The sequence below is a fragment of the Mesorhizobium sp. M2A.F.Ca.ET.042.01.1.1 genome, assembly GCF_003997405.1.
Lineage (GTDB): Bacteria > Pseudomonadota > Alphaproteobacteria > Rhizobiales > Rhizobiaceae > Mesorhizobium.
The window spans coordinates 1-19,159 of sequence record NZ_RZRX01000052.1 but is presented as its reverse complement, the minus strand read 5'-3'; the positions used below and the strand labels follow the sequence as shown (position 1 = coordinate 19,159).

The following is a 19,159-nucleotide window of genomic DNA, read 5'->3' as shown; positions in this document are numbered from 1 at the left end:
ATGTCCAACGCTGTCTTCACCGCAAAGGACCTTACCAAGACCTACGTGTCCGGCGAGACGCAGGTGCATGCCCTGCGCGGCGTGAACCTTGAGATTTCGGCAGGGGAAGTGGTCGTCCTCCTTGGCCCGTCGGGCAGCGGAAAATCGACATTGCTCAACATCATGGGCGGGCTCGATCACGCGACCAGCGGCGAGCTTTCCTTCAAGGACTTGCGGCTGACCGGCCTCGACGATCGCGGATTGACATCCTATCGCCGCCGCCACGTCGGTTTCGTGTTTCAGTTCTACAATCTGATCCCGAGCCTGACAGCCTACGAAAACGTCGCGCTGGTCACGGAGATTGCCGACGATCCGATGCGTCCCGAGGAAGCTCTCGCTCTCGTTGGGCTGGAGCCGCGCATGCATCATTTCCCGGCGCAGCTGTCCGGCGGCGAGCAGCAGCGCGTCGCCATCGCCCGCGCGATCGCCAAGCGTCCGGAAGTGCTGCTGTGCGACGAGCCGACAGGCGCGCTCGACTCCAGGACAGGGGTTCGGGTGATCGATGCCCTGATGCAGGTCAATGCCGAACTCGGCACGACCACCGTCATCATCACCCACAACGCCATCATCCAGGAGGTCGCGCACCGGGTTCTGTTCTTCAGCGACGGGCAGATATCGAGAGCCGTCACGAACGAAGCCCGGCGCGCCGTCGCCGAACTGCAGTGGTGAAGACATGCGCGCCCTGGACATAAAGCTGTTGCGCGATCTTGTCCGCCTTTGGGCGCAGGCATTGGCCATCGCGCTGGTGGTAGGCGGCGGCGTGGCAACGCTTCTGCTTGCCGTCGGCTCCTACCGTTCCCTCGATGAGACGAGGACGGCTTACTACGAGCGCTACCGCTTCGCCGATGTCTTCGCCACGGTGCGACGGGCGCCGAAATCTCTCCTCGGCCGGATCGCCGAAATCCCAGGTGTGGCTAGCGTGGATGCACGCATCGCACAGTACGCGCTGCTCGAAACACCGGGTCTGACCGCTCCGGCCACCGGCGTCGTCATCTCGCTGCCCGAGGTCGGCGAGCCGAAGCTCAATCGCCTCCATATGCGTGCGGGCCGCACGCCCGATCCGAGCCGGGACGACGAGGTCGTCGTCAATGAGACCTTCGCCGAAGCGCACCGGTTCACCCTGGGCTCGAGCTTCGCGGCGACCCTCAACGGTCGCAGGTGCGATCTGACGATCGTCGGCATCGCGCTTTCTCCCGAATACATCTATGCCGTCGGCCCCGGCGACATCATGCCCGACGGCCACCGCTTCGGCGTCATCTGGATGTCCGAACGGGCTCTGGCCAGCGCCTATGATCTCGAAGACGCTTTTTCGTCGGTGTCGCTGAAGCTGCTGCCGGGAACGTCGGAGCGCGAGGTGATGATGCGTCTCGACAGTCTGCTCAATCGCTATGGCGGGCACGCCGCCTACGGGCGCAAGGACCAGACGTCGCATGCCTGGCTCGACCACGAGCTCGACATGCTCAACAACATGAGCCGCACGCTGCCGCCGATCTTCCTGCTGGTGTCGGCGTTTCTTGTGAACCTCACCCTCAGCCGCCTCGTTTCGCTTGAGCGCGAACAGATCGGACTCCTGAAAGCGCTCGGCTACCGCAATGCCGGCATCGTCCTGCACTACCTGAAATTTGTAGGCGTCATCACGGCGGTCGGCATCGTCATCGGCAGTCTGATCGGCACCTGGCTCGGCAGCTATGTGACCGGAGTATTCGCCGACTTTTTCCGCTTCCCGTTTCTGCTGTTCACCAAGAGCCCCGATCTCTACGTCGCGGCGGCGGGACTGAGCGCGTTTGCCGCGGCAATCGGTGCGCTGCGAGGCTTGCGCGAAGTCGTCAATCTGGCGCCCGCGGTTGCCATGCAGCCGCCGGCTCCGCCGGTTTTCCGCCGAACGCTGCCGTTGAGCCTCAGCGCGGCCGGCCTCGTCTCGCAGCCGATGAGAATGATGCTGCGCAACGTCGCGCATCATCCAGTTCGATCCTTTCTCACCGCATTCGGCATGTCGCTGGCGACGGCGATCCTGATCGTGTCGCTCTTCACGAAGGGCACGATGGAGCAGCTCGTCGACGTGACCTACTTCCTTGCGGATCGACAGGACGCGACCGTCAGCTTTTTCGAGAAGCGCCCGAGGGAAGTGGCCTTCCAGATTGCGAGGCTTCCCGGAGTGCTGAATGCGGAACCCTATCGGGAAGTCCAGGTCCGCATCCGGAATGGCCATGTCGAGCGCCGCATCATGATCCGCGCCAGGCCGCGCGGGGCGGAGCTCAACCGTATCATTGATGCCGATCTCCGGCCGGTGGTCCTGCCGGAATCGGGCCTCGCGATCTCGGACATGCTAGCCAAGGTACTCAAGGTGCGGGTCGGCGACACCGTCGAGGTCGATCTGCTCGACAGCGAGCGCCGGACGGTCTCGCTTCCGGTGGCGGCGCTGGTCGAGGACTATCTCGGCATGCGCGGGATGATGGATGAGGAAGCGCTCGCCAGGCTGTTGCGTGAAGCGCCGATGGCGAACGGGGTGAGCGTCAGCCTGGACAAGAACAGACAGGACGAGTTCTACGCGGCGGTCAAGGCCATGCCGGTCGTGAGCAGCCTGGCTCTGCAGACGGCGTCCCTCGCCACTTTCCGCGACGCCGTGGCGCTTCTGGTCACGACGATGTCCAGCATCTACACGGGGCTCGCAGCCGTCATCGCGTTCGGCGTGGTTTACAACAACGCCCGTGTCTCCCTGTCCGAGCGGGCCAGGGAACTGGCAAGCCTGCGGGTGCTTGGCTTCACCCGCGGCGAAGTGCTCGGCATCCTTCTCTTTGAACTCGCGCTGTTGACCTTGATCGCGCAGCCGCCGGGTTGGGCCCTTGGCTATGGTCTTGCCTGGATCATGAAGACCAACCTGGCCGGCGAACTGATGCGGGTACGCCTGGTTGTCGAGCCTGCCACTTATGTTTTCGCCAGTGCGATCGTCATTACGGCGGCTGTGCTCTCCGCGCTGATCGTCCGCAGGCGGGTCAATCAACTCGACCTCGTTGCTGTTCTCAAGACGCGGGATTGAAGACCATGCGCACCAGATCGATGACCAACTGGATGAGGAGAATCGGCGGCATCGCGGCCTTTGGGCTGATCGCCGCGGCGGCGGTCTGGTTCGCATGGCCGCAGCCGATCCCGGTCGACCTGGCGACGGTAGCCAAGCGTCCGATGGAGGTGACCGTCGATGACGAGGCCAAGACCGAGGTGCGGCACATCTACACGGTATCCGCGCCAATCGCCGGCAAGGTGCTCAGAATTTCGCCGCCGCACCATGTCGGAGACGAGGTAGCCAAGGACGAGACGGTGGTGGCGGTCATGCAGCCGACCATCCCCGGTCTCCACGATGTTCGCACGCACGAAGAACTGTTGGCGGCGCTTGGCGCGGCAGAAGCGGCCGTGACGTTCGCGGAAGCGGAGGTGAAACGTCTCGAGGCGGCGCTTGCATATTCGCGCACCGAGCTCGATCGCGCGGAAAGGCTGGCCAAATCCGGAGCGATTTCGCAGAACGCCCTCGACAAGGCGAAGTTCGAAGTCGACACCAACGAGGCAGCCTTGGCGAGCGCGAAGGCGCAGGTCGAAGTCCGGCGCAACGAACAGGCGATGATCCAGGCGCGGCTCGGCCAGCCTGCCGGAGATGTCACACAATCGGATCCGGCCTGCTGCATCCAGCTTCGTGCGCCGGTGAGCGGCCGCATCCTGAAGATCGTTCAGGAGAGCGAGGGCATGGTCCAGCCGGGCGCGCCGCTTGTCGAGATCGGCGACCCGCGCGACCTGGAGGTGGCGGCGGACCTGCTCTCGACCGACGCGGTCCAGATCAGGCCCGGCGCCGCCGTTCGCATCGACGGTTGGGGCGGGCCCGCGCTTCAGGGCAAGGTGACGCGGATCGACCCGGCCGGGTTTCTCAAGGTCTCGGCGCTTGGGATCGAGGAGCAGCGCGTCCACACGGAGATCGATATCGTCGACCCTGCCGAGATGTGGTCGCAGCTTGGGCACGACTATCGCGTGATCGTGCACGTGACGAGTTGGCGGGACGACAATGTCCTTAGCGTCCCGGTGGCGGCACTGTTCCGGCAGGGCGAAGACTGGGCCGTGTATCTCGACGAGGCCGGACGGGCGCGCACTGCCGTAATCAAGATCGGCCACCGGGACAGCAGGATGGCCGAGGTCGAATCCGGCCTGTCGGAAGGCGATCGGGTCGTGCTGCACCCGAGCGACCGGGTGATCGACGGCGTGGCCGTGCGCGAGCGGAGCGTTCGATAGGCCCGGTTGGCCCGTAAGCTGCTTTGGGCTCTCCTTCGCCGAGGCTTCGGAGGGCGCCCTGCTTCGCGCGAAGGATCGGACTTGTCCTGCGAAGCGCGCAACGCGAAGCAGATGGCGGAGAGGGAGGGATTCGGTTTCACGCCTATCCTGCTGAAAATGCTAATCTTTTCGCGCTTTTTGTTACGCAGTTTGTTACACTGCTACAACTGCGATTTACAATCGCTCTTTTGAGCTCGCCTGCCCAATCCATCTTATCTGTCGAAACCGACGCAATGGCGCGGCGGTGGATTGGGTCACTCTGTCATAGTATCCGCGCTTCATTAAGTTGACGATGCCGTTTAGACTCGGAGCTGATCCTTTCCGGTCGATCACCAGGATTTGGCGCGCGACCCGGCACCGGCGGTTCGTCTTTGTACGTTTGTGTCATCCAGGCCGGATCAACTCGGCCATCAGGCTTCTCACGACTTATGCATGCGTTTCCCACTTTTATTAGCATTCGGTGCGAACCCGCACCCTGCACCAAACCTGCGACGCCTAAGCTATCGTCCTCGACTTGAGCGTTCCCTGCTTCTCGTGGAAGACGCTAAATTCGCTCGTGCGTTATTGCCGGCCAGCAAAGGCTGCGGGTCGGCGGTGAGGGTGTCGAGGAGCGGCGGCCGTTCCCTTTCACTCAATAGTGCCGCCGGCGCCTGGATGGTTTCCACGACGCCGCCCCCGCAATCGTAGCCGTTGTGATGATCATCGTGCATGCGCTGAGCTGTTGGGGACATGCTGATGGCGGTGCCGGAAGCACCGGAGACATGTGATATCTCGGCAGCGGGCAGAGCGGCTTCTCTGTCGCTGCACAGGAAAGCGTAGAGTTCCTTCACGCAAATGCGGGCGTCCTTCTTGTCTTTTTGAAAGGGCGGGACGAGGGGCAACCTGATATCGGCCTTTTGGTAGAACGGACTGCGCTCTTCGTACAGCTGGTCAACCTTCTGCTCGATGTCGGCGCCTTGCAGCAGCGGCCGGCTGGTGTCCCTCTCGAGGCGCCTGCGGAGCTCTTTCAGCTCGGGTGTCGAGCCAGATCGACCTCGCCTTATTAAGAATCAGGGCTTGATTGGACTCCTTGCCAAAGCAGCCGCCGCCGGTTGCGATGACGATGGGGCCTCTCTCCAGCTGCTTGGCGAGCTCTTTGGTCTCCAGGTCCCTGAAGTGCGCCTCGCCACGGCCAGGGTCGGCGAACATCTCCATCAGATTGCCGTGATCGGCGACGATATGCTTATCGATGTCGACAAACTCCACCCCCAACTCCTTGGCAAGCTGGGCGCCGATGGTCGACTTGCCGCTCGCCGGCATGCCGACGAGCACGACCGGCCGCGTACCGAGGGCCGCGAGGATCTCGCCGGCTTGCGGCGAGCGAGCGACCGCAATCTGTTGTCTTGCGACGATGGGCGACCTGGAGGTCCCTGCCGCCCTCGACCTGCTTTCTCCTGACGAGTCCCAGTGTAATATCTCCCAGGCACCACGGGGAATGGGGACTAGCTGTGAGCTCTGCGCGCGGTGCGCGAGCTCGGCCCGATAACTGGCCGGCGTAGGGAACTCGACCTCGAAGCGATAGTTCTGCGCGGTTCTGAACGCCGTGTGAACGCCGCGTAACCGCGGCCTGTCCATCCTGATGACCCAGTTGGTGGTCTCGACCTCGCTGCAGTCCCGCTCCTCGAAGGCCAGTGCCGCCTTCCTGAAGGCGCGCGTAAAAGCCTCGTCCGGGATCTCGAAGACATGGCGCACGGCATTGGTGACCAGTTGGGCCTCCGGCGCCGTGCTCACGCTCTGGCCGGTCAACTCGTCGGCTATCCAGACCTGCCCGCCCGACCGTTGGTCAAGATGCGGCACCTTCACCTCGATGCCGTCCTGCCGCAAAAGCTCGGCAACCGCATGCACAATTTTTGGTAATCGCGCTTTCTTGCGCTTCGGCGGGGGCGGCTTCGAGCCTGGCCCGCTCAAGGGCCTGTTCGCTGCTCAGCGTTATCGTGCTGGCGCGGTCGTCTTCGGCCGAGATTGCTAAGGCGCTGAGCAGAATGCGCTTTTCGACGGCGAGTCTGATCGAGGCCTCCATGACCGATGCCGCCAGCGTGGGGTTGTCCTTCAGATCCGCCAGGCTGCCATCGACGTCGAACCGGCCCTGGTGGAGCTTTGCCGCCTGCGCCTTGACATATGGCGCCGACTTGAAGCCCGGCCTCTGCTCCAAGAGCCGCTGCAATTCGGTGGTTTTTTGCATGAACACCCGCGCACCGGTATCGGACTTGTAGGCGTCAGTGCCGACCTTGATGCCGACGCTCAACAGATTGATGGCGCTTTCATGCAGCTTGACTTCCGACTGCTCATGAGCCGGCTCGCTATTGAGCTGCAGGTTCCAGTCCTGGAGCTCGGCCACTAACAACGCGGCCAGTTCGCAGGCCACCGGATGCCTGGCGGCCTTGCTGTCTTCCCTCGCCCTGGCGATGAGCTCATGGAGGGCCTGGCCATCCGGCCGATCTTCCTGCAACAGTGCGCGGATGTCGGCCTTGAGCTCATTATGAATGCCCTCGTAGGTGCCGAAGATGGCACGCTCGGCAAACCAGCGTTGCGCCTCCAGCGGCTGCGCCAGCACGTTGCGCTGCAGGCAGCTGTAGGTCTCCAGCACCAGCCCGGTGGCCGACAGGATCTGCTTGGACCGGGTGAACTGGTAGCCGCTTTTCTCAATGGCCGGCGTGTGCGACTTCGGCGGCTTCATCGAGGCGATGCCGCGCGCCTGCAGCTGCGCGTCGAACTGGCGCACATGCTCGTAAAGGCGAGGCTGGTCGCCAATGATGACGACGGTGTCGCCATCAAAATCGCCGTCGAGCATTTTTTGTTCGACGCTTGGAACCGCAACCAAAGAGCCGGGCGCGAACACCTCCGTCGCCTGCAGGATGCCGACGCACTCGAGCGCGGTGTCGGCCTTGACCCGGTCCTTTTCCTCCAGCCAGTACGAATGGCACTTTACGTCCTCGGCAGACATCACGACCCCGCGCTCGGCGAAGTCCGCCGGCCACATTTCGTCGGGCACAACGATCAAGATGCCTTTGGCAAAGAAGGTCGGATCGTCGGCGGCAAGCCCAGCCCCCGACCTGTGCGCGAAGTTGAAGCTATATTGGAAGGCCACGCACCGATCCAGGAACGCCGCGGTCCGGTCGCCATCGCGCGCCGACCTGACCCGGTCGGCGGCGAACGGGCGCAGGTTGGGCTTGTCATAGGGGGAGCGTCCGACAAGCACGCCAGCGTCACGGGTCAAGGTCTTGCTCTTGCCCGTCGGCACATGCAGGCATTCGTCGCTGGACGGCACGGCGATAGCGCTCGAACCCTCGATATGCCCGCCCGTGACCGTCCGGAACAGCTCCTCGGCGGTGAGGCTTTGATGGGTTTCGAGCCAAGCCTGAGCCTTCTCGCGGGTCTCCTGTGCTACCTCGACGCTACGCGGATAATGTTGCAGCGCCGAGGGCGGTACCGCCGATTGCCTTTTATCGGCATAGGCAGGCATCCGCTCGGGAGCGTCGTGGCGAGCCCGGGCAATGGACGGCATGCGCTCGGCCAGTGAGGCCCTAATGAAGCCGCAGCCGTCATGCGGCCGCAAGGCGATCTCGCCGTCTCGCCCCTCGAACCGGAAGGGATGCACTGCGCCTGCGGGATGGTCGGGCAGAAGGGACAGCTTGAAGCACCCTTCCAGCGCATAATCATGGGGGCCAATGTCGGGGATGCCCGGCGGCGCGGCAAATCCGCGGCGCTGGGTATAGTAATAGGCTTCCTTGAACGGCGCCCAGGCCCGCGACAGCTGCTCAAAGGCCGTACCCGGAGCCGTCTCGGCATAGGGGATCGCCAAAAGCTTGCCGCTTGGGGCCTCTGCGGCCGTGAAAGGCAGGTGAGAGGCAAGCTGGTTCAGGCTCTTTTGCGGCGGCTTCAGTTTGCTGCCGCCGAACAGGTCCATGCGGTAGGGCACGCCCTCCACGGTGAACGTGCGTGTCAGCATGGCTCCAGTCGGAGTTCCCTTTAGCTGCACCGCCACCACCTTCACCGCGCCCGAGGTCAAGCGGTGGAAAATGGAATAGCGCAACTCGGCTTCGCTGGCCAGCGGCCGGCCTTGCATGTCGACCACCGGCAGCCGCATCAGTCCGGCATCGCCTTGCGGCGGTCTCGGCTCGTGGTCCATGGCCTGAAGGACCCGATGGACATCGAAGCTGGAGGCTGCATGCTGGGCCTGGATCATCGATGCGTTCTGCGCCATGAAGGTGTCGAGCGCTTCGAGCGGCTCCTTCGCCTCGATCTCGGCGATCACGCTCGAGTTCGCGCACCGCCTCGGCGCGCGCCGCGGCGCTCCTTCCTCGGCTGATGAACACTGCCGATCATAGATTCGACTGCCAGCCTCAAAGCCCCATCGTCGTGCATAATATGGGCTGGCCTCGCTACATTCGAAGGGGATCGAAGGCCGATCCCACGGTGCGGTGAAAGAAGCTGCAAGCGGCTTCCAAGACTAGGTGCGAGCACCTCGATCTCATTGTAGGCCCGTCATCGGATCATATGGAAATCGGTGAGCTTCATCCGCCGGCCTTTTACAACGTGGTTTGGTCGATCCTCTAGGGGATTACGCAGTCTTAAGCCAGCATTAATACCTTAGACGCGACACTAGGAATACTTTTACTATTCGCTAAAGCTCGATGCTATTTGACGAGGACTGGTCTTGCGTTTGCAGTTTTCTAGATGAGAGGGCTAAAGGACATTAGCGTCGGGACCAAGCTCTCGTTGGGCTTTGGGCTGGCGCTGCTGTGCGTCGTGGCCGTGGGAGTATTTGGGGTCGCGCAACTGCGATCACTCAACAAGGTCACGAGCGAGATCACCAGCGTTTGGTTGCCCCAGGTCCAGATCGTCGGCGAGATGAAGCGCAACCTCGCGGAACACCAGCTCTATGCGACGTTGCGCGTGCGCACTGCCGAGGCTGCGCAGATAGCCGGCATTGAGAAGGAGATGGCGAGGGAAAGCGACGAAATACTGCAAGGTCGGCGCGCCTATCGCCGGAGTGCCGGATCGCTGGCCGAGCAGCAGCTGTTCGACCAGTTCGTCAACCTATGGACGGCCTACGAAGATTCCCTGACATCGATTTTCCCGCTCCTCGAAACAGGAGGGCGAACAATGGCTGTCAAGGAGTTCGAGACGGTATCGCTCCCGACCGTTGCCGCCGCCACGCAGCGATTGGACGACCTGCTGGCCCTCACCAACGAGCGCAGCACGGCCGCGGCGGTGATGGCGGACAGGACCTACACCGTTGCGCAAAGATTGACTTGGCTGGCAGTTCTTTTTGCCGCCGGGTGTCTTGGTGGGCTTGTCGCCTGGATACGCCACAATGTCAGCAAGCCGATCCTCGCCGTGACCGAGGCGATGCGTTGCTTGGCGCAGGGCGAGCGCCGTTCGAGTCTCATTGCGCTGAAAAGGGATCGGCAGGACGAGGTTGGAGTGCTGTTCTCGGCCTTTGCCGGCTACCGGGCCAGCCTGGAGCGCAGCGATGCCTTGGCCCGAGAAGCCGAGCTGGAGCGGCAGCAATTGGCCGCGGCCGCCGCCAATATGCCCGTAGGGCTTTGCATGTTCGATGCGGAGAGGCGGCTGGTTCTGTGCAACCAAAGCTACGCCGATCTCTACCATGTGCCGGAGCCCCTGACTCGTCCCGGCACGCCGTGGATCGATTTGATGCGGTTCCGGATCGCGGCGGGCCTCTATGCCGGCCATGACCCGGAAAAGTATGTGCAGCAGCTGACGGAGACCATCGATCGCGCAGAGCGGACGGTGAGCCTGGTGGAACTCAGGGACGGACGCACCATCGACCTCATCCATCAGCCACTGCCGGGCGGCGGGTGGCTTGCCACTCACCATGACGTGACCGACTTGCGGCGGAGCGAAGCCAAGATTTCATACATGGCGCGCCACGACGGACTTACCGAGCTTCCAAATCGCATATTGTTCCGCGAACGCGCCGAGGAGGCTTTGGTCGAGATGCGGCGTGATGGTAGCAAGATTGCTTTCCACTGCCTCGATCTCGATCATTTCAAGATGGTCAACGACACGCTGGGGCACCCGGTTGGCGACGCCTTGCTGAAGGAGGTCGCCGCCAGACTGAAACAGGTGGCCCGTGAAGGCGACACCGTGGCAAGGCTCGGCGGCGATGAGTTCGTGATCATTCAAACCGCGGTTGATCAGCCGGTCGAGGCGACAGCTCTTGCCCAACGGGTCATTGATGGGCTGAGCGCACCTTATGTCGTCGATGGCCACGGGGTTATGATCAGCGCCAGCATCGGCATCTCGATCGCGCCGGACGATGGCATTGACGCCGACCAACTTCTCAAGACCGGCGACATGGCGCTCTACCGGGCGAAGGCGGAAGGCCGCGGAACCTACAGGTTCTTCGAACCGGAAATGGATGCGCGCATGCAGGCGCGGCGGTTTCTCGAACTCGACCTGCGCGAAGCGGTGGTGCGGCAGCAGTTCGAAATCTACTACCAACCGCTCCTCAATCTCGACCGCGGCGAGGTCAGCTGCTTCGAGGCGCTGCTGCGCTGGCATCACCCGACGCGCGGCATCGTATCCCCGGGAGAATTCATCCCGCTGGCCGAGGACATCGGCCTCATCGTCCCGATCGGTGAATGGGTTATCAAGCAAGCCTGTCTCGACGCGGCAAGCTGGCCCGGTAGCATCAAGGTCGCCGTCAATCTGTGCCCGGCGCAATTTCGCAACGCGCGCTTGCTCTCCACCATCGTCGAGGCATTGGATATCTCGGGACTGCCCCCCAGCCGGCTTGAGCTTGAGATCACCGAGACAGTGCTGCTGGCCAACAGCCAGGCGACTCTCTCGATGCTGCAACATATCCACATGCTCGGCGTTCATATCGCGATGGACGACTTCGGAACCGGATATTCGAGCTTGAGCTATCTGCGCTCGTTCCCATTCGACAAGATCAAGATCGATCAATCCTTCATCACGGACGCCGGAGATATCGACAGTTCCGTCGCCATCATTCGAGCGGTCACGAGCCTCGGCAACAGCCTCGGGATGCAGACCACCGCCGAGGGCGTCGAGACCGTGGAGCAGCTGGAACGGGTCCGAAGAGAAGGCTGCACCGAGGCGCAGGGCTTCCTGCTCAGCCGCCCGCTGCCCGCGCGGGACATCCCCGCGATGCTGGAGCGGACCCGCGCCGTGGTGGCGGGCGAGATCATTGAGACCGAACCCGAAACGTCAGGCGAGCGAGACACGGACAAGCCGGGCAGGCGTCGCAGTAGGGCGTCTGTCCCCGCCTAACCGGGATGCAAGCGAAAAACAGTGCCAACGAACATGAGTTTGCCGGCCTAGTTCAGGCCGCCACTCGGATCATGTCGATAGCGGGTGTGTAGGTCGGCGCGGCTCGAAATTAGGTGTGCTGAGCGCCGGTCAAAGTGGGATTAGCTTGTCATATCGATTATGGGATCCAGGTTGAACCCGACTTGCAGGACTCTGCTCGTAACCGAGCAGATCAACCTCACATTCGGTCGCTGCTCTTCACGGCTGCACCAACATCCCGCCTACGGCCGCTGGGCTCGGGCGACGAGACCATTCTGAGTGAGCGGCGTTTTATATACCCGTTCGGTCGTCAGTACCTTGCGTTCACGACAGATACGCCGGCGATCCTCCTGCTCCGGTGTTGGCTCTTTGACCATTGCACATATGCGCGGTTCGCCTCGCTTGAAGGCAAGGAGAGACGAGCGTTTCACCATCGATCTTATCGGTTTTGGCTCGGCGACTGCGACGAGACACTGCGATAGAAGCGGGATCAACGACGTAGCTCTCGATCCCCGCCTTGCTCAGAACCCGATGGATCCAGGAGCCATCGAGCCCGGCTTCCTGGATAGCGACGACGGGGAAGTCTGGCCCCATGCGTGCTCTTGCCTTCTCTCGCACGCTATCGAAGCGACGGAACAAGGCGGATAAATCACCACTGGGGACACTGTGTTTCGACAACTTCTCGCCGCCACCTGGCGACAACGACGAGATCAGCCAGGTTGAACGGCTGAGCTCCAGCGATACGAAGATTGCGCCCAGACCAGTCCGGATAGCAGTCAGAGTTTCGGATCGGTCGGCCACTACATGCATGGTGTTCCTCCGCGGGGTGTTTGTTAGCAGCGTCACTCTGCCAGAGCACGCGCCGCTATCCATCCGTCGCCATGGGATCTGGTGATTGTTCATGTCGCCGATTCCCGCGAAGGAACGCCACCATGACCAAGATTGAAAGTAAGACCGCCAGCGCTGCCGTCAAAGACATTCTGCTTTCAGACCCGGACGGACTTCACGAAATGATCCGTGCGGTGATGCAGGAGGTGCTCGAGGCCGAGATGGACGACGGTGGAGGAGACCATCGAGCGCACGCTGACCTTCTTTTGCCTGCCGCGCCAGCATCACAAGCATCTCAAGAGCACCAACATGCTTGAACGGCTCAATGAGGAAATCCGCCGGCGCACCTATGTCGTGCGCATCTTCCCCAACGCCGAAAGCTGCCTGCGCCTCGTCAGGGCGCCGGCTGTCGAAACCAACGAAAACTGGATGGAGGCCCTACATCAACATTGACGACCTGCGCGAGCACAAGAAGCTCGCTCTACGCCAAGCCGCATGACCAGCATCGTGGCCGCCCCATTTTGCAGAACTTGACGCACACAACCGCCACTTCGAGTTTACCGACCGCACCGAGTCATCCACGCAAAGACCTGCGCAGCGTCAGCTTCAGAGCTTGGTCCCACCGGCTGAACGCCAAAAAAGCGGATCTTGGCCATCGGAAGCGCCCTCAACCGACTGAGAGGTTTCGGCTTATGCGATGCGACTGGCAGTCCTGCGCTCCGGGGACAAGGCCGTGGCGGCAGAAGATCCCCTGGACATCAGGCGATGTCCGGAAGGCAGCATCGTAGTAACGGTTTTTACGCCGCTCGCGGCACGCGCGAGGTGAACGTCGCCCGGGTGACCGACACGCTGGTGCCGTCAATATCGCTGATAATCTCCACCCTGGCCTCCAGTTGTTTCACCAGTGCTTCGACGATGGCTGTTCCAAGTCCGGTAGCCGGTACGTCGTTGGCGATCTTGCCGACGCCATTGTCCGAAACCGTCAGTTTCCAGTCACTGCCCGCGGTCTCGTAGCTCACCTGGATGCGAGCGCCGGTTCTCTTCTTGGGGAAAGCATATTTGATGGCGTTGAGCACGAGTTCGGTGACAATTAGTCCCAGACTGACTGCCCTTTGCGAATCTATCCTGCCGCCTTCGGCCATTACGGTGACCGTGATCGGCTGGGCTTCGCCGACCATCGACGAGGCGAGGCTGCTGCACAATTTCGGTAGGTAAGAGCCGACATCGATCTCGTCGACGCCGGCGGAGGTGTGGAGATGGCGTTGCACCTCGGCCACGGACAGAACGCGCTGATGGGCGTCCTTGAGATGCTGGCGCGTCTCTTCCGACGTCACCGAGCGTGCCTTCAGCAACAGGATCGAGGCAATGATCTGCAGGCTGTTGGCAACCCGATGCTCCATCTCGCGCAGCAGGACGTCTTTCTGCCGAAGCAGGTCTTCGGTGCGACCGAGCAGTTCTTCCTTCTCCCGCTCGATGATACGACGGGCCGTTATGTCATTGAAGGCGAGAAGGATGGTGATGGCCGAACTATGGTCGTAAAGCACCTTGCGGGCATTGAGCAGCATGGTGCGACGGCCGATCCGCGTTCCTGAGCCATGCTTGCCTCCCTCTATCCCTTGATCTGGATCTTCTTCGGCCGATCCGCCTCCGGCCGGTGCAACTCGACTTCGAGCAGCCCGTTGGCGAAACGCGCCTCGACCCGTTCCGGGTCGACGCGGAATGGCAATTGCACTGTCCGGGAGAAGGTCCCATAGGCGCGCTCACGGCGGTGCCAGACGGATTTCTCGTCCTCCGTTCGAGGCTCGCGCGTTCCCTTCAATGTCAGAATGTTCTCGCGCACCGTGAGGCCGATTTCGTCAGGTGATATCCCCGGCAGTTCCGCGGCCACCGCCACGCTGTCCTCGCCAGTCCAAAGATTGATCGGCGGAAACTCCTGAGCGGCGCTGGCGGTCAGCCCGGCCAAACGCTGGTTTACTTCCTGTTGCATGCGCCGCATTTCCACAAACGGATCGAACCCGATGCGGCCGAAATCCGACAAAAGCATGTACATCCTCCTATGATTCACGACCTTGCATGATTGCCACGCGCGACACGTGCGTGCGCACCGGAAGCGGAATCGATCGATGGCAACAGGAGGGGCGATCAGCACAGAGACCGAGCGGCCCGATCGCGCAACCTCGCAGAATGCGAGAAAGAGGGGTTCGGGCAGACGCCGGAACACATCCTCCTTGCGAAGCGACATGAACCGAACTCGATCCACCGTAGGGCCGGACCGTCATTCCCGTGCCAGGACCCGATAGCGGCATCCGGCTTTATCATTAGGTGGCCCCAAATGGCCTTTCACGAGGTGATCTTTGACATTCCACCAGTCACCTCTTCGGCAACAGCGGGGTCCCTTCGAATCCGTAGCCACGTTGCCTCTAGTCGCTGATTTGGCTTCCCTTTGCGCAACTGTCGGGATCGACGAAGCGTCCCGAATTGCACCGCGGTTCGATCAACTGATCGCAGGCGACGCGCCGCATCGTCATGGTAGCTGACGAATGAATCGGCATGACACGTCGCAGTGACCGAGACATCAAGCCAGCACCTATGTCGGCTTGCCGCAAGTCAAAAGAATCCAGCCCTGCGTGCCGCGTTCGCTGACCTTCGCCAGTGACGCCATTTGCATTTCGGCCGGACAGATGGGCACAGACATGTGCAATTCCCGCATCGCCCATTATTGGAACTCACAAGGCGGCGTTCTTTCCGTCTTGGCGAGCAGCGGGCCAACGCGTTACCGGCGGTGATCTTCCTGCAGCTTTAAATCAGTCGCCACCAACGACGAAATCAGATTTGGCCAGCACGCCGGCAATCCTGGCAAATCCCACAATGCTTGCCGCGCCTGCTCGGGTGTCATCTGTCCGGCGATCGCTGCGTTGCTGCTTCTCACCGCGCAACTGAATACCGGTCCCCGACGCGCTTTTGGCCACTGATTCAGGAATACGAGCGCTTCGCGCACTGTGTTGATGTCGTGACGACGTCGTTGGTCTTAACCTGGACCGGCGATAGGAAAGCCAGACCGGTTATTCTTACCTCCCTGCGATCGCACGCTGGATCTTTCATTCGGTGGTTGGTTGCGTGACAGGTTTCGAACGTTAGGTCTTGTTTTCTCTGGAAGATCGGGCTGTACGACATAATCCAAATGTTGCGACGCAGCGAAGGCTTCTGCTGGTTCCCGAGTTGAAAAAGCCAGTTGCACCTGGATGAGTGTGTCGCCGCCACCCAATAGCCCATCAGATGTTCAATGGCAGGCGGCGTCCGACGCTCGAACAGCAAGCGCCACGGCCGGCGGGTAGCCGATGCCACAGCTTTGGAGCTGCCCCGGATACTATTATAAGACCGATTGACGCGGGGCTCGACGCGTTTGCGGCAAATAAGCTCGAGTGTGGACAGAGATGTGACGTTCTATTGAGTCGCTGACCCAATCGGTAGCGACCTGGTGATCCACGCAACCAATTCCGGTCGTTTCTGTCACTAAGAACTCGATATTCGCTATTTGCACCTCGAAAGTCGCATAATTGGCAGTGAGAAACTCAACGCGTTGTGAGGATGGCATAGAGAAGCAGTAGCCCCTTCTCTAGTCTCGCTACGGGAAAAATTCTGGAAAATGGGTCTGCTTGGCTGGACGCAGAACGCTGTGGTTATTCAGCCGGCATTTCTGAAGCCTCTCCAAGACAAACAGCTTGCCTTCGCGCACGCTGTCTTCGAGCGGCTTCGGCTTCGCCAGATGCGCCGCAATCGCGCTGGCCAGCATGCAACCTGTCCCGCGCATCGATGTGGCAAGGCGCGGTGCATCGAAGCGGATGGGTTCGTGCCCGGAGCGTAACAGAATATCGGTCGACCGGGTTCCCGACGCATGCCCACCCTTGATCAGCAGGGCTTGAGGGCCGGCGGCCAGCAGTCTTTTTCCTTGTTGGAGCGCTCCGTCCTCATCCACTGCCAGTTCGGAGCCACTAAGGAGCGCCAGTTCAGGGAGGTTGGGCGTGACAATGCAGCAAAGCGGCATAAGATCGCGCTTCATGGCAGCGATAGCGCCTGCTTGCAGAAGTGCGCGGCCTGAGGTGGAGGCCAGCACAGGGTCGAGTACTGCGGGGACATGCGGAAATTTGCGCAGCACTGCGGCAACGGCAACAATGATCTTGGCAGTCGCCAGCATGCCGATCTTGATTGTGGCCACGTCGTTGGCCTGCAGCGCGGCGCACATCTGATTGGCCACCAGGCTAGGTGGCGAATAATAGATTTCGATCACGGCGTCATGCGTTTGCACCGTTAGCGCTGTGACGGCGAGACAGGTGCGCACGCCAATGGCAGAGATCGTCTCGATATCGCGTGCAATTCCAGCACCGCCACTGGAGTCCGATCCACCGACGACAAGCACATGTGGTTCTCGCCTCAGCGCCATTGGTCCGTCTTTTCGATCCATTCTCGCGTGCGCGCCTCGGGGTCGTCGTTGAGCGTGATGTCGGTCACCACCGCCGCGCTGTCCGCGCCAGCCGCAAAGACACCGTCGAGCCGCTCAGGGTTGAGGCCACCAATGGCGACCAATTGAAACGGCGCGACCTGGCGCTTCCATTCGCTGATCCGTTCGACCCCTTGCGGCGCCCATTTCATCTTCTTCAGGATGGTCGGATAGATGGGTCCAAGCGCTATGTAGTCAGGCTCGGCGGCCATCGCCGTTTCCAGCTCCTGATGATCATGTGTGCTCAGTCCGAGCCTTACGCCGGCTGCCCGTATCGCCAAGAGGTCAGCGGTCTGCAAATCCTCCTGGCCGAGATGTATGAAGTCGCAGCCTTCCTCGATTGCCAGGCGCCAGTGGTCGTTGACGATGAGTTGGCACTGGTATCGAGCACACAAGGCCTTCGCGGTGCGGATCTCCGCGCGCAACCCAGCCTCATCCACGGTCTTGATGCGCAGTTGCAGAAGCCGGACTCCGAGTGGGACCAGCCGTTCGATCCAGGCAGCGCTGTCGACGATCAGATAAAAGGGATCGAGCTTCATGAAAAAACGGCCCTGCCGACCATCGGTGTCGATGGCACGGCGACGTCGCGCGGTTCGAGCATTCCCGAACTGAACGCCTCACGACCGGCGTCGACCGCCTTACCGAAAGCACGCGCCATGCCGACCGGATATGCCGCCTTGGCGACCGCTGTGTTCAGGAGCACGGCGTCAAAGCCGAGTTCCATGACGGTGGCCGCGTGCGACGGCCGTCCGAGCCCCGCATCCACAATCAGCGGGACGCCAGGGAAATATCCGCGCATCGAGCGCAGCGCCGTCATGTTGACCGGTCCCAAGGCGGAACCGATCGGTGCGCACCACGGCATCAGGACCTTGCAGCCCGTTTCCAGCAGCCGCTCGGCGACAACGAGATCGTCGGTGGTATAGGGGAATACCGCAAAGCCGTCCTCGCACAGGATGCGGGCGGCTTCAACCAGACCGAACACATCCGGCTGTAGCGTGTCGTGATTGCCGATCACTTCGAGCTTGATCCAGTTGGTGCCGAAGACCTCGCGCGCCATTTTCGCGGTGGTGACGGCTTCCTTGACGGAGAGGCAGCCGGCGGTATTGGGCAGGATTCTGGCGCCCAGCGAGCGGATCAACGACCAGAATTGTTCGCCGGCTCTACCGCCCGCCATCTCACGCCGCAACGAGACGGTCACCACCGACGTGCCCGACGCCTTGACTGCATCGGCAAGGATGGCCGGCGAAGGATATTGAGCGGTGCCGAGAAGCAGGCGCGACGAAAGCTCGGTTCCATAAAGCTCCAACATGCTAGCCGCCCTGCATGGGCGAGAGGATTTCGATCCGGTCGCCGTCGCTCAACTGGAACTCCGTGCGGTTGGCTTTGTGCACGAGGTCGCCGTTGACGGCGGTGGCGAGCCAATCGCCCTCATAGTCGAGCGCGGCAAGCAACTCGGCCAGCGTGGTGGCGGCAATCTCACGCGCCTCGCCGTTGACCATCAGTTTCATGAGCATGCTCCTTGGTTCTGTCTTGACTGAAAACCAGGCCGGCAGCCTGGCGCGCCATGGCGGGGGCGAGGAGAAAACCGTGACGATAAAGACCGTTGATCGCGATGATCTCACCGTCTGTTTCGACGCGTGGCAAATTGTCGGGAAATGCCGGACGGACACCCACACCGGTTTCAACGATCTCGGCCTCACCAAAGGCCGGATGGAGGGCATGGGCGGCGCCCAGCAGCTCCATCATGGAACGCGCCGTCACCGGTCCGGCGCTCTGGCTTTCAATCATCGTCGCTCCGATCATGAAACGGTGATCGGTGCGCGGCACGGCATAAAGCGGAAAGCGTGGATGAAGCAAACGGACCGGCCGCGACAGCGAGACATCAGGCGTGCGAAGGATCAGCATTTCGCCGCGAACACCGCGCAGCCTGTCATCGGCCGCTGCCATTCCCATGCAGTCTATCTGACGGGCGAAACCCGAAACAGGCCGGGCGTCGCAGCCGAAGTGGAATTTGACACCCATGGTCGCAAGGTTGTCATGAAGTGCCGCCATCGCCTGGCGTGGGTCGAGGTGAGCCTCGTTGGGGAAGAGCAATCCACGCCGGAAGCGGCCGGCGAGGTCGGGTTCCAGGAGCGCAATTTCGTTTTCATCGACGCGCCTATGCCC

15 protein-coding genes and 3 pseudogenes are annotated in these 19,159 nt (G+C 61.8%); 6 read left to right on the top strand and 12 right to left on the bottom strand.

Translation table 11 applies throughout. From position 1 onward, the window contains the following. Genes EOA23_RS10580 through EOA23_RS10570 form a run of 3 tightly spaced genes read left to right on the top strand, consistent with a single transcriptional unit; the run spans nt 1 to nt 4,311 of the window. The gene (locus EOA23_RS10580; RefSeq protein ID WP_127303943.1) at nt 1–708 is read left to right on the top strand and encodes an ABC transporter ATP-binding protein; all 708 of its coding nucleotides are present in this window, start codon (nt 1–3) and stop codon (nt 706–708) included. 4 nt (nt 709–712) lie between these two features. Then, on the top strand, nt 713–3,076 hold the full coding sequence (locus tag EOA23_RS10575) for an ABC transporter permease (RefSeq protein WP_127303941.1): 2,364 nt from the start codon (nt 713–715) through the stop codon (nt 3,074–3,076). A 5-nt stretch (nt 3,077–3,081) separates the two neighbouring features. After that, complete coding sequence (locus EOA23_RS10570) at nt 3,082–4,311, top strand: HlyD family efflux transporter periplasmic adaptor subunit (protein WP_245474118.1); 1,230 nt, start codon at nt 3,082–3,084, stop codon at nt 4,309–4,311. Between the two features lie 539 nt (nt 4,312–4,850). Here EOA23_RS10570 and EOA23_RS36425 read toward each other — a convergent pair. Genes EOA23_RS36425 through EOA23_RS10565 form a run of 3 tightly spaced genes read right to left on the bottom strand, consistent with a single transcriptional unit; the run spans nt 4,851 to nt 8,644 of the window. Continuing rightward, nucleotides 4,851–5,312 carry a hypothetical protein gene (locus EOA23_RS36425; protein ID WP_245454879.1) on the bottom strand — a complete coding sequence of 154 codons (462 nt, stop codon included), beginning with the start codon at nt 5,310–5,312 and terminating at the stop codon, nt 4,851–4,853. Continuing rightward, entirely contained in the window at nt 5,281–6,213 is a 933-nt protein-coding gene (locus tag EOA23_RS36915) for a shikimate kinase (RefSeq protein WP_245455306.1), read from the bottom strand. Before EOA23_RS36915 ends, EOA23_RS36425 begins: the two co-directional genes overlap by 32 nt. After that, nucleotides 6,173–8,644, bottom strand: a complete 2,472-nt coding sequence (locus EOA23_RS10565) for a hypothetical protein (RefSeq protein ID WP_245455307.1) — start codon at nt 8,642–8,644, stop codon at nt 6,173–6,175. The genes EOA23_RS36915 and EOA23_RS10565 overlap by 41 nt, the downstream gene beginning before the upstream one ends. 422 nt (nt 8,645–9,066) lie before the next feature. On the opposite strand from EOA23_RS10565, the gene EOA23_RS10560 reads away from it, so the two are divergent. Further along, nucleotides 9,067–11,649 (top strand): EAL domain-containing protein, encoded by a 2,583-nt coding sequence (locus EOA23_RS10560; protein WP_126057614.1) that lies wholly within the window; start codon nt 9,067–9,069, stop codon nt 11,647–11,649. A 314-nt stretch (nt 11,650–11,963) separates the two neighbouring features. Here the strand turns inward: EOA23_RS10560 and EOA23_RS35650 are convergent. Then, a pseudogene (locus EOA23_RS35650) lies at nt 11,964–12,477 on the bottom strand (transposase); the annotation flags it as partial. Between the two features lie 122 nt (nt 12,478–12,599). On the opposite strand from EOA23_RS35650, the gene EOA23_RS10550 reads away from it, so the two are divergent. Both EOA23_RS10550 and EOA23_RS10545 read left to right on the top strand, forming a co-directional pair. Next, nucleotides 12,600–12,812, top strand: a complete 213-nt coding sequence (locus EOA23_RS10550; RefSeq protein WP_126057615.1) for a hypothetical protein — start codon at nt 12,600–12,602, stop codon at nt 12,810–12,812. Further along, nucleotides 12,712–12,994, top strand: a pseudogene (locus EOA23_RS10545) (transposase); the annotation flags it as partial. The gene EOA23_RS10550 and the pseudogene EOA23_RS10545, both read left to right, overlap by 101 nt. A 298-nt stretch (nt 12,995–13,292) precedes the next feature. Here the strand turns inward: EOA23_RS10545 and EOA23_RS10540 are convergent. From EOA23_RS10540 to EOA23_RS10500, 8 genes and pseudogenes are all read right to left on the bottom strand, one after another. Continuing rightward, nucleotides 13,293–14,075 (bottom strand): annotated as a pseudogene (locus EOA23_RS10540) (sensor histidine kinase); the annotation flags it as partial. A 29-nt stretch (nt 14,076–14,104) separates the two neighbouring features. After that, complete coding sequence (locus tag EOA23_RS10535; protein ID WP_126057616.1) at nt 14,105–14,737, bottom strand: Hsp20/alpha crystallin family protein; 633 nt, start codon at nt 14,735–14,737, stop codon at nt 14,105–14,107. 531 nt (nt 14,738–15,268) lie between these two features. After that, nucleotides 15,269–15,493 (bottom strand): DUF982 domain-containing protein, encoded by a 225-nt coding sequence (locus EOA23_RS10530; RefSeq protein ID WP_245454712.1) that lies wholly within the window; start codon nt 15,491–15,493, stop codon nt 15,269–15,271. A gap of 627 nt (nt 15,494–16,120) precedes the next feature. Continuing rightward, the gene (locus EOA23_RS10520) at nt 16,121–16,936 is read right to left on the bottom strand and encodes a hydroxymethylpyrimidine/phosphomethylpyrimidine kinase (protein ID WP_126057617.1); all 816 of its coding nucleotides are present in this window, start codon (nt 16,934–16,936) and stop codon (nt 16,121–16,123) included. Further along, nucleotides 16,927–17,532, bottom strand: a complete 606-nt coding sequence (locus EOA23_RS10515; RefSeq protein WP_126057618.1) for a thiamine phosphate synthase — start codon at nt 17,530–17,532, stop codon at nt 16,927–16,929. The genes EOA23_RS10520 and EOA23_RS10515 overlap by 10 nt, the downstream gene beginning before the upstream one ends. Then, nucleotides 17,529–18,302: a thiazole synthase gene (locus tag EOA23_RS10510; protein ID WP_126057619.1), complete on the bottom strand. Its 774-nt coding sequence runs from the start codon at nt 18,300–18,302 to the stop codon at nt 17,529–17,531. The genes EOA23_RS10515 and EOA23_RS10510 overlap by 4 nt, the downstream gene beginning before the upstream one ends. 1 nt (nt 18,303) lies before the next feature. Further along, entirely contained in the window at nt 18,304–18,501 is a 198-nt protein-coding gene (thiS, locus tag EOA23_RS10505; RefSeq protein WP_126057620.1) for a sulfur carrier protein ThiS, read from the bottom strand. Beyond that, nucleotides 18,470–19,159 (bottom strand): FAD-dependent oxidoreductase (locus EOA23_RS10500; RefSeq protein WP_127303939.1); only part of this gene is annotated, 690 nt, incomplete at its 5' end. The genes thiS and EOA23_RS10500, both read right to left, overlap by 32 nt.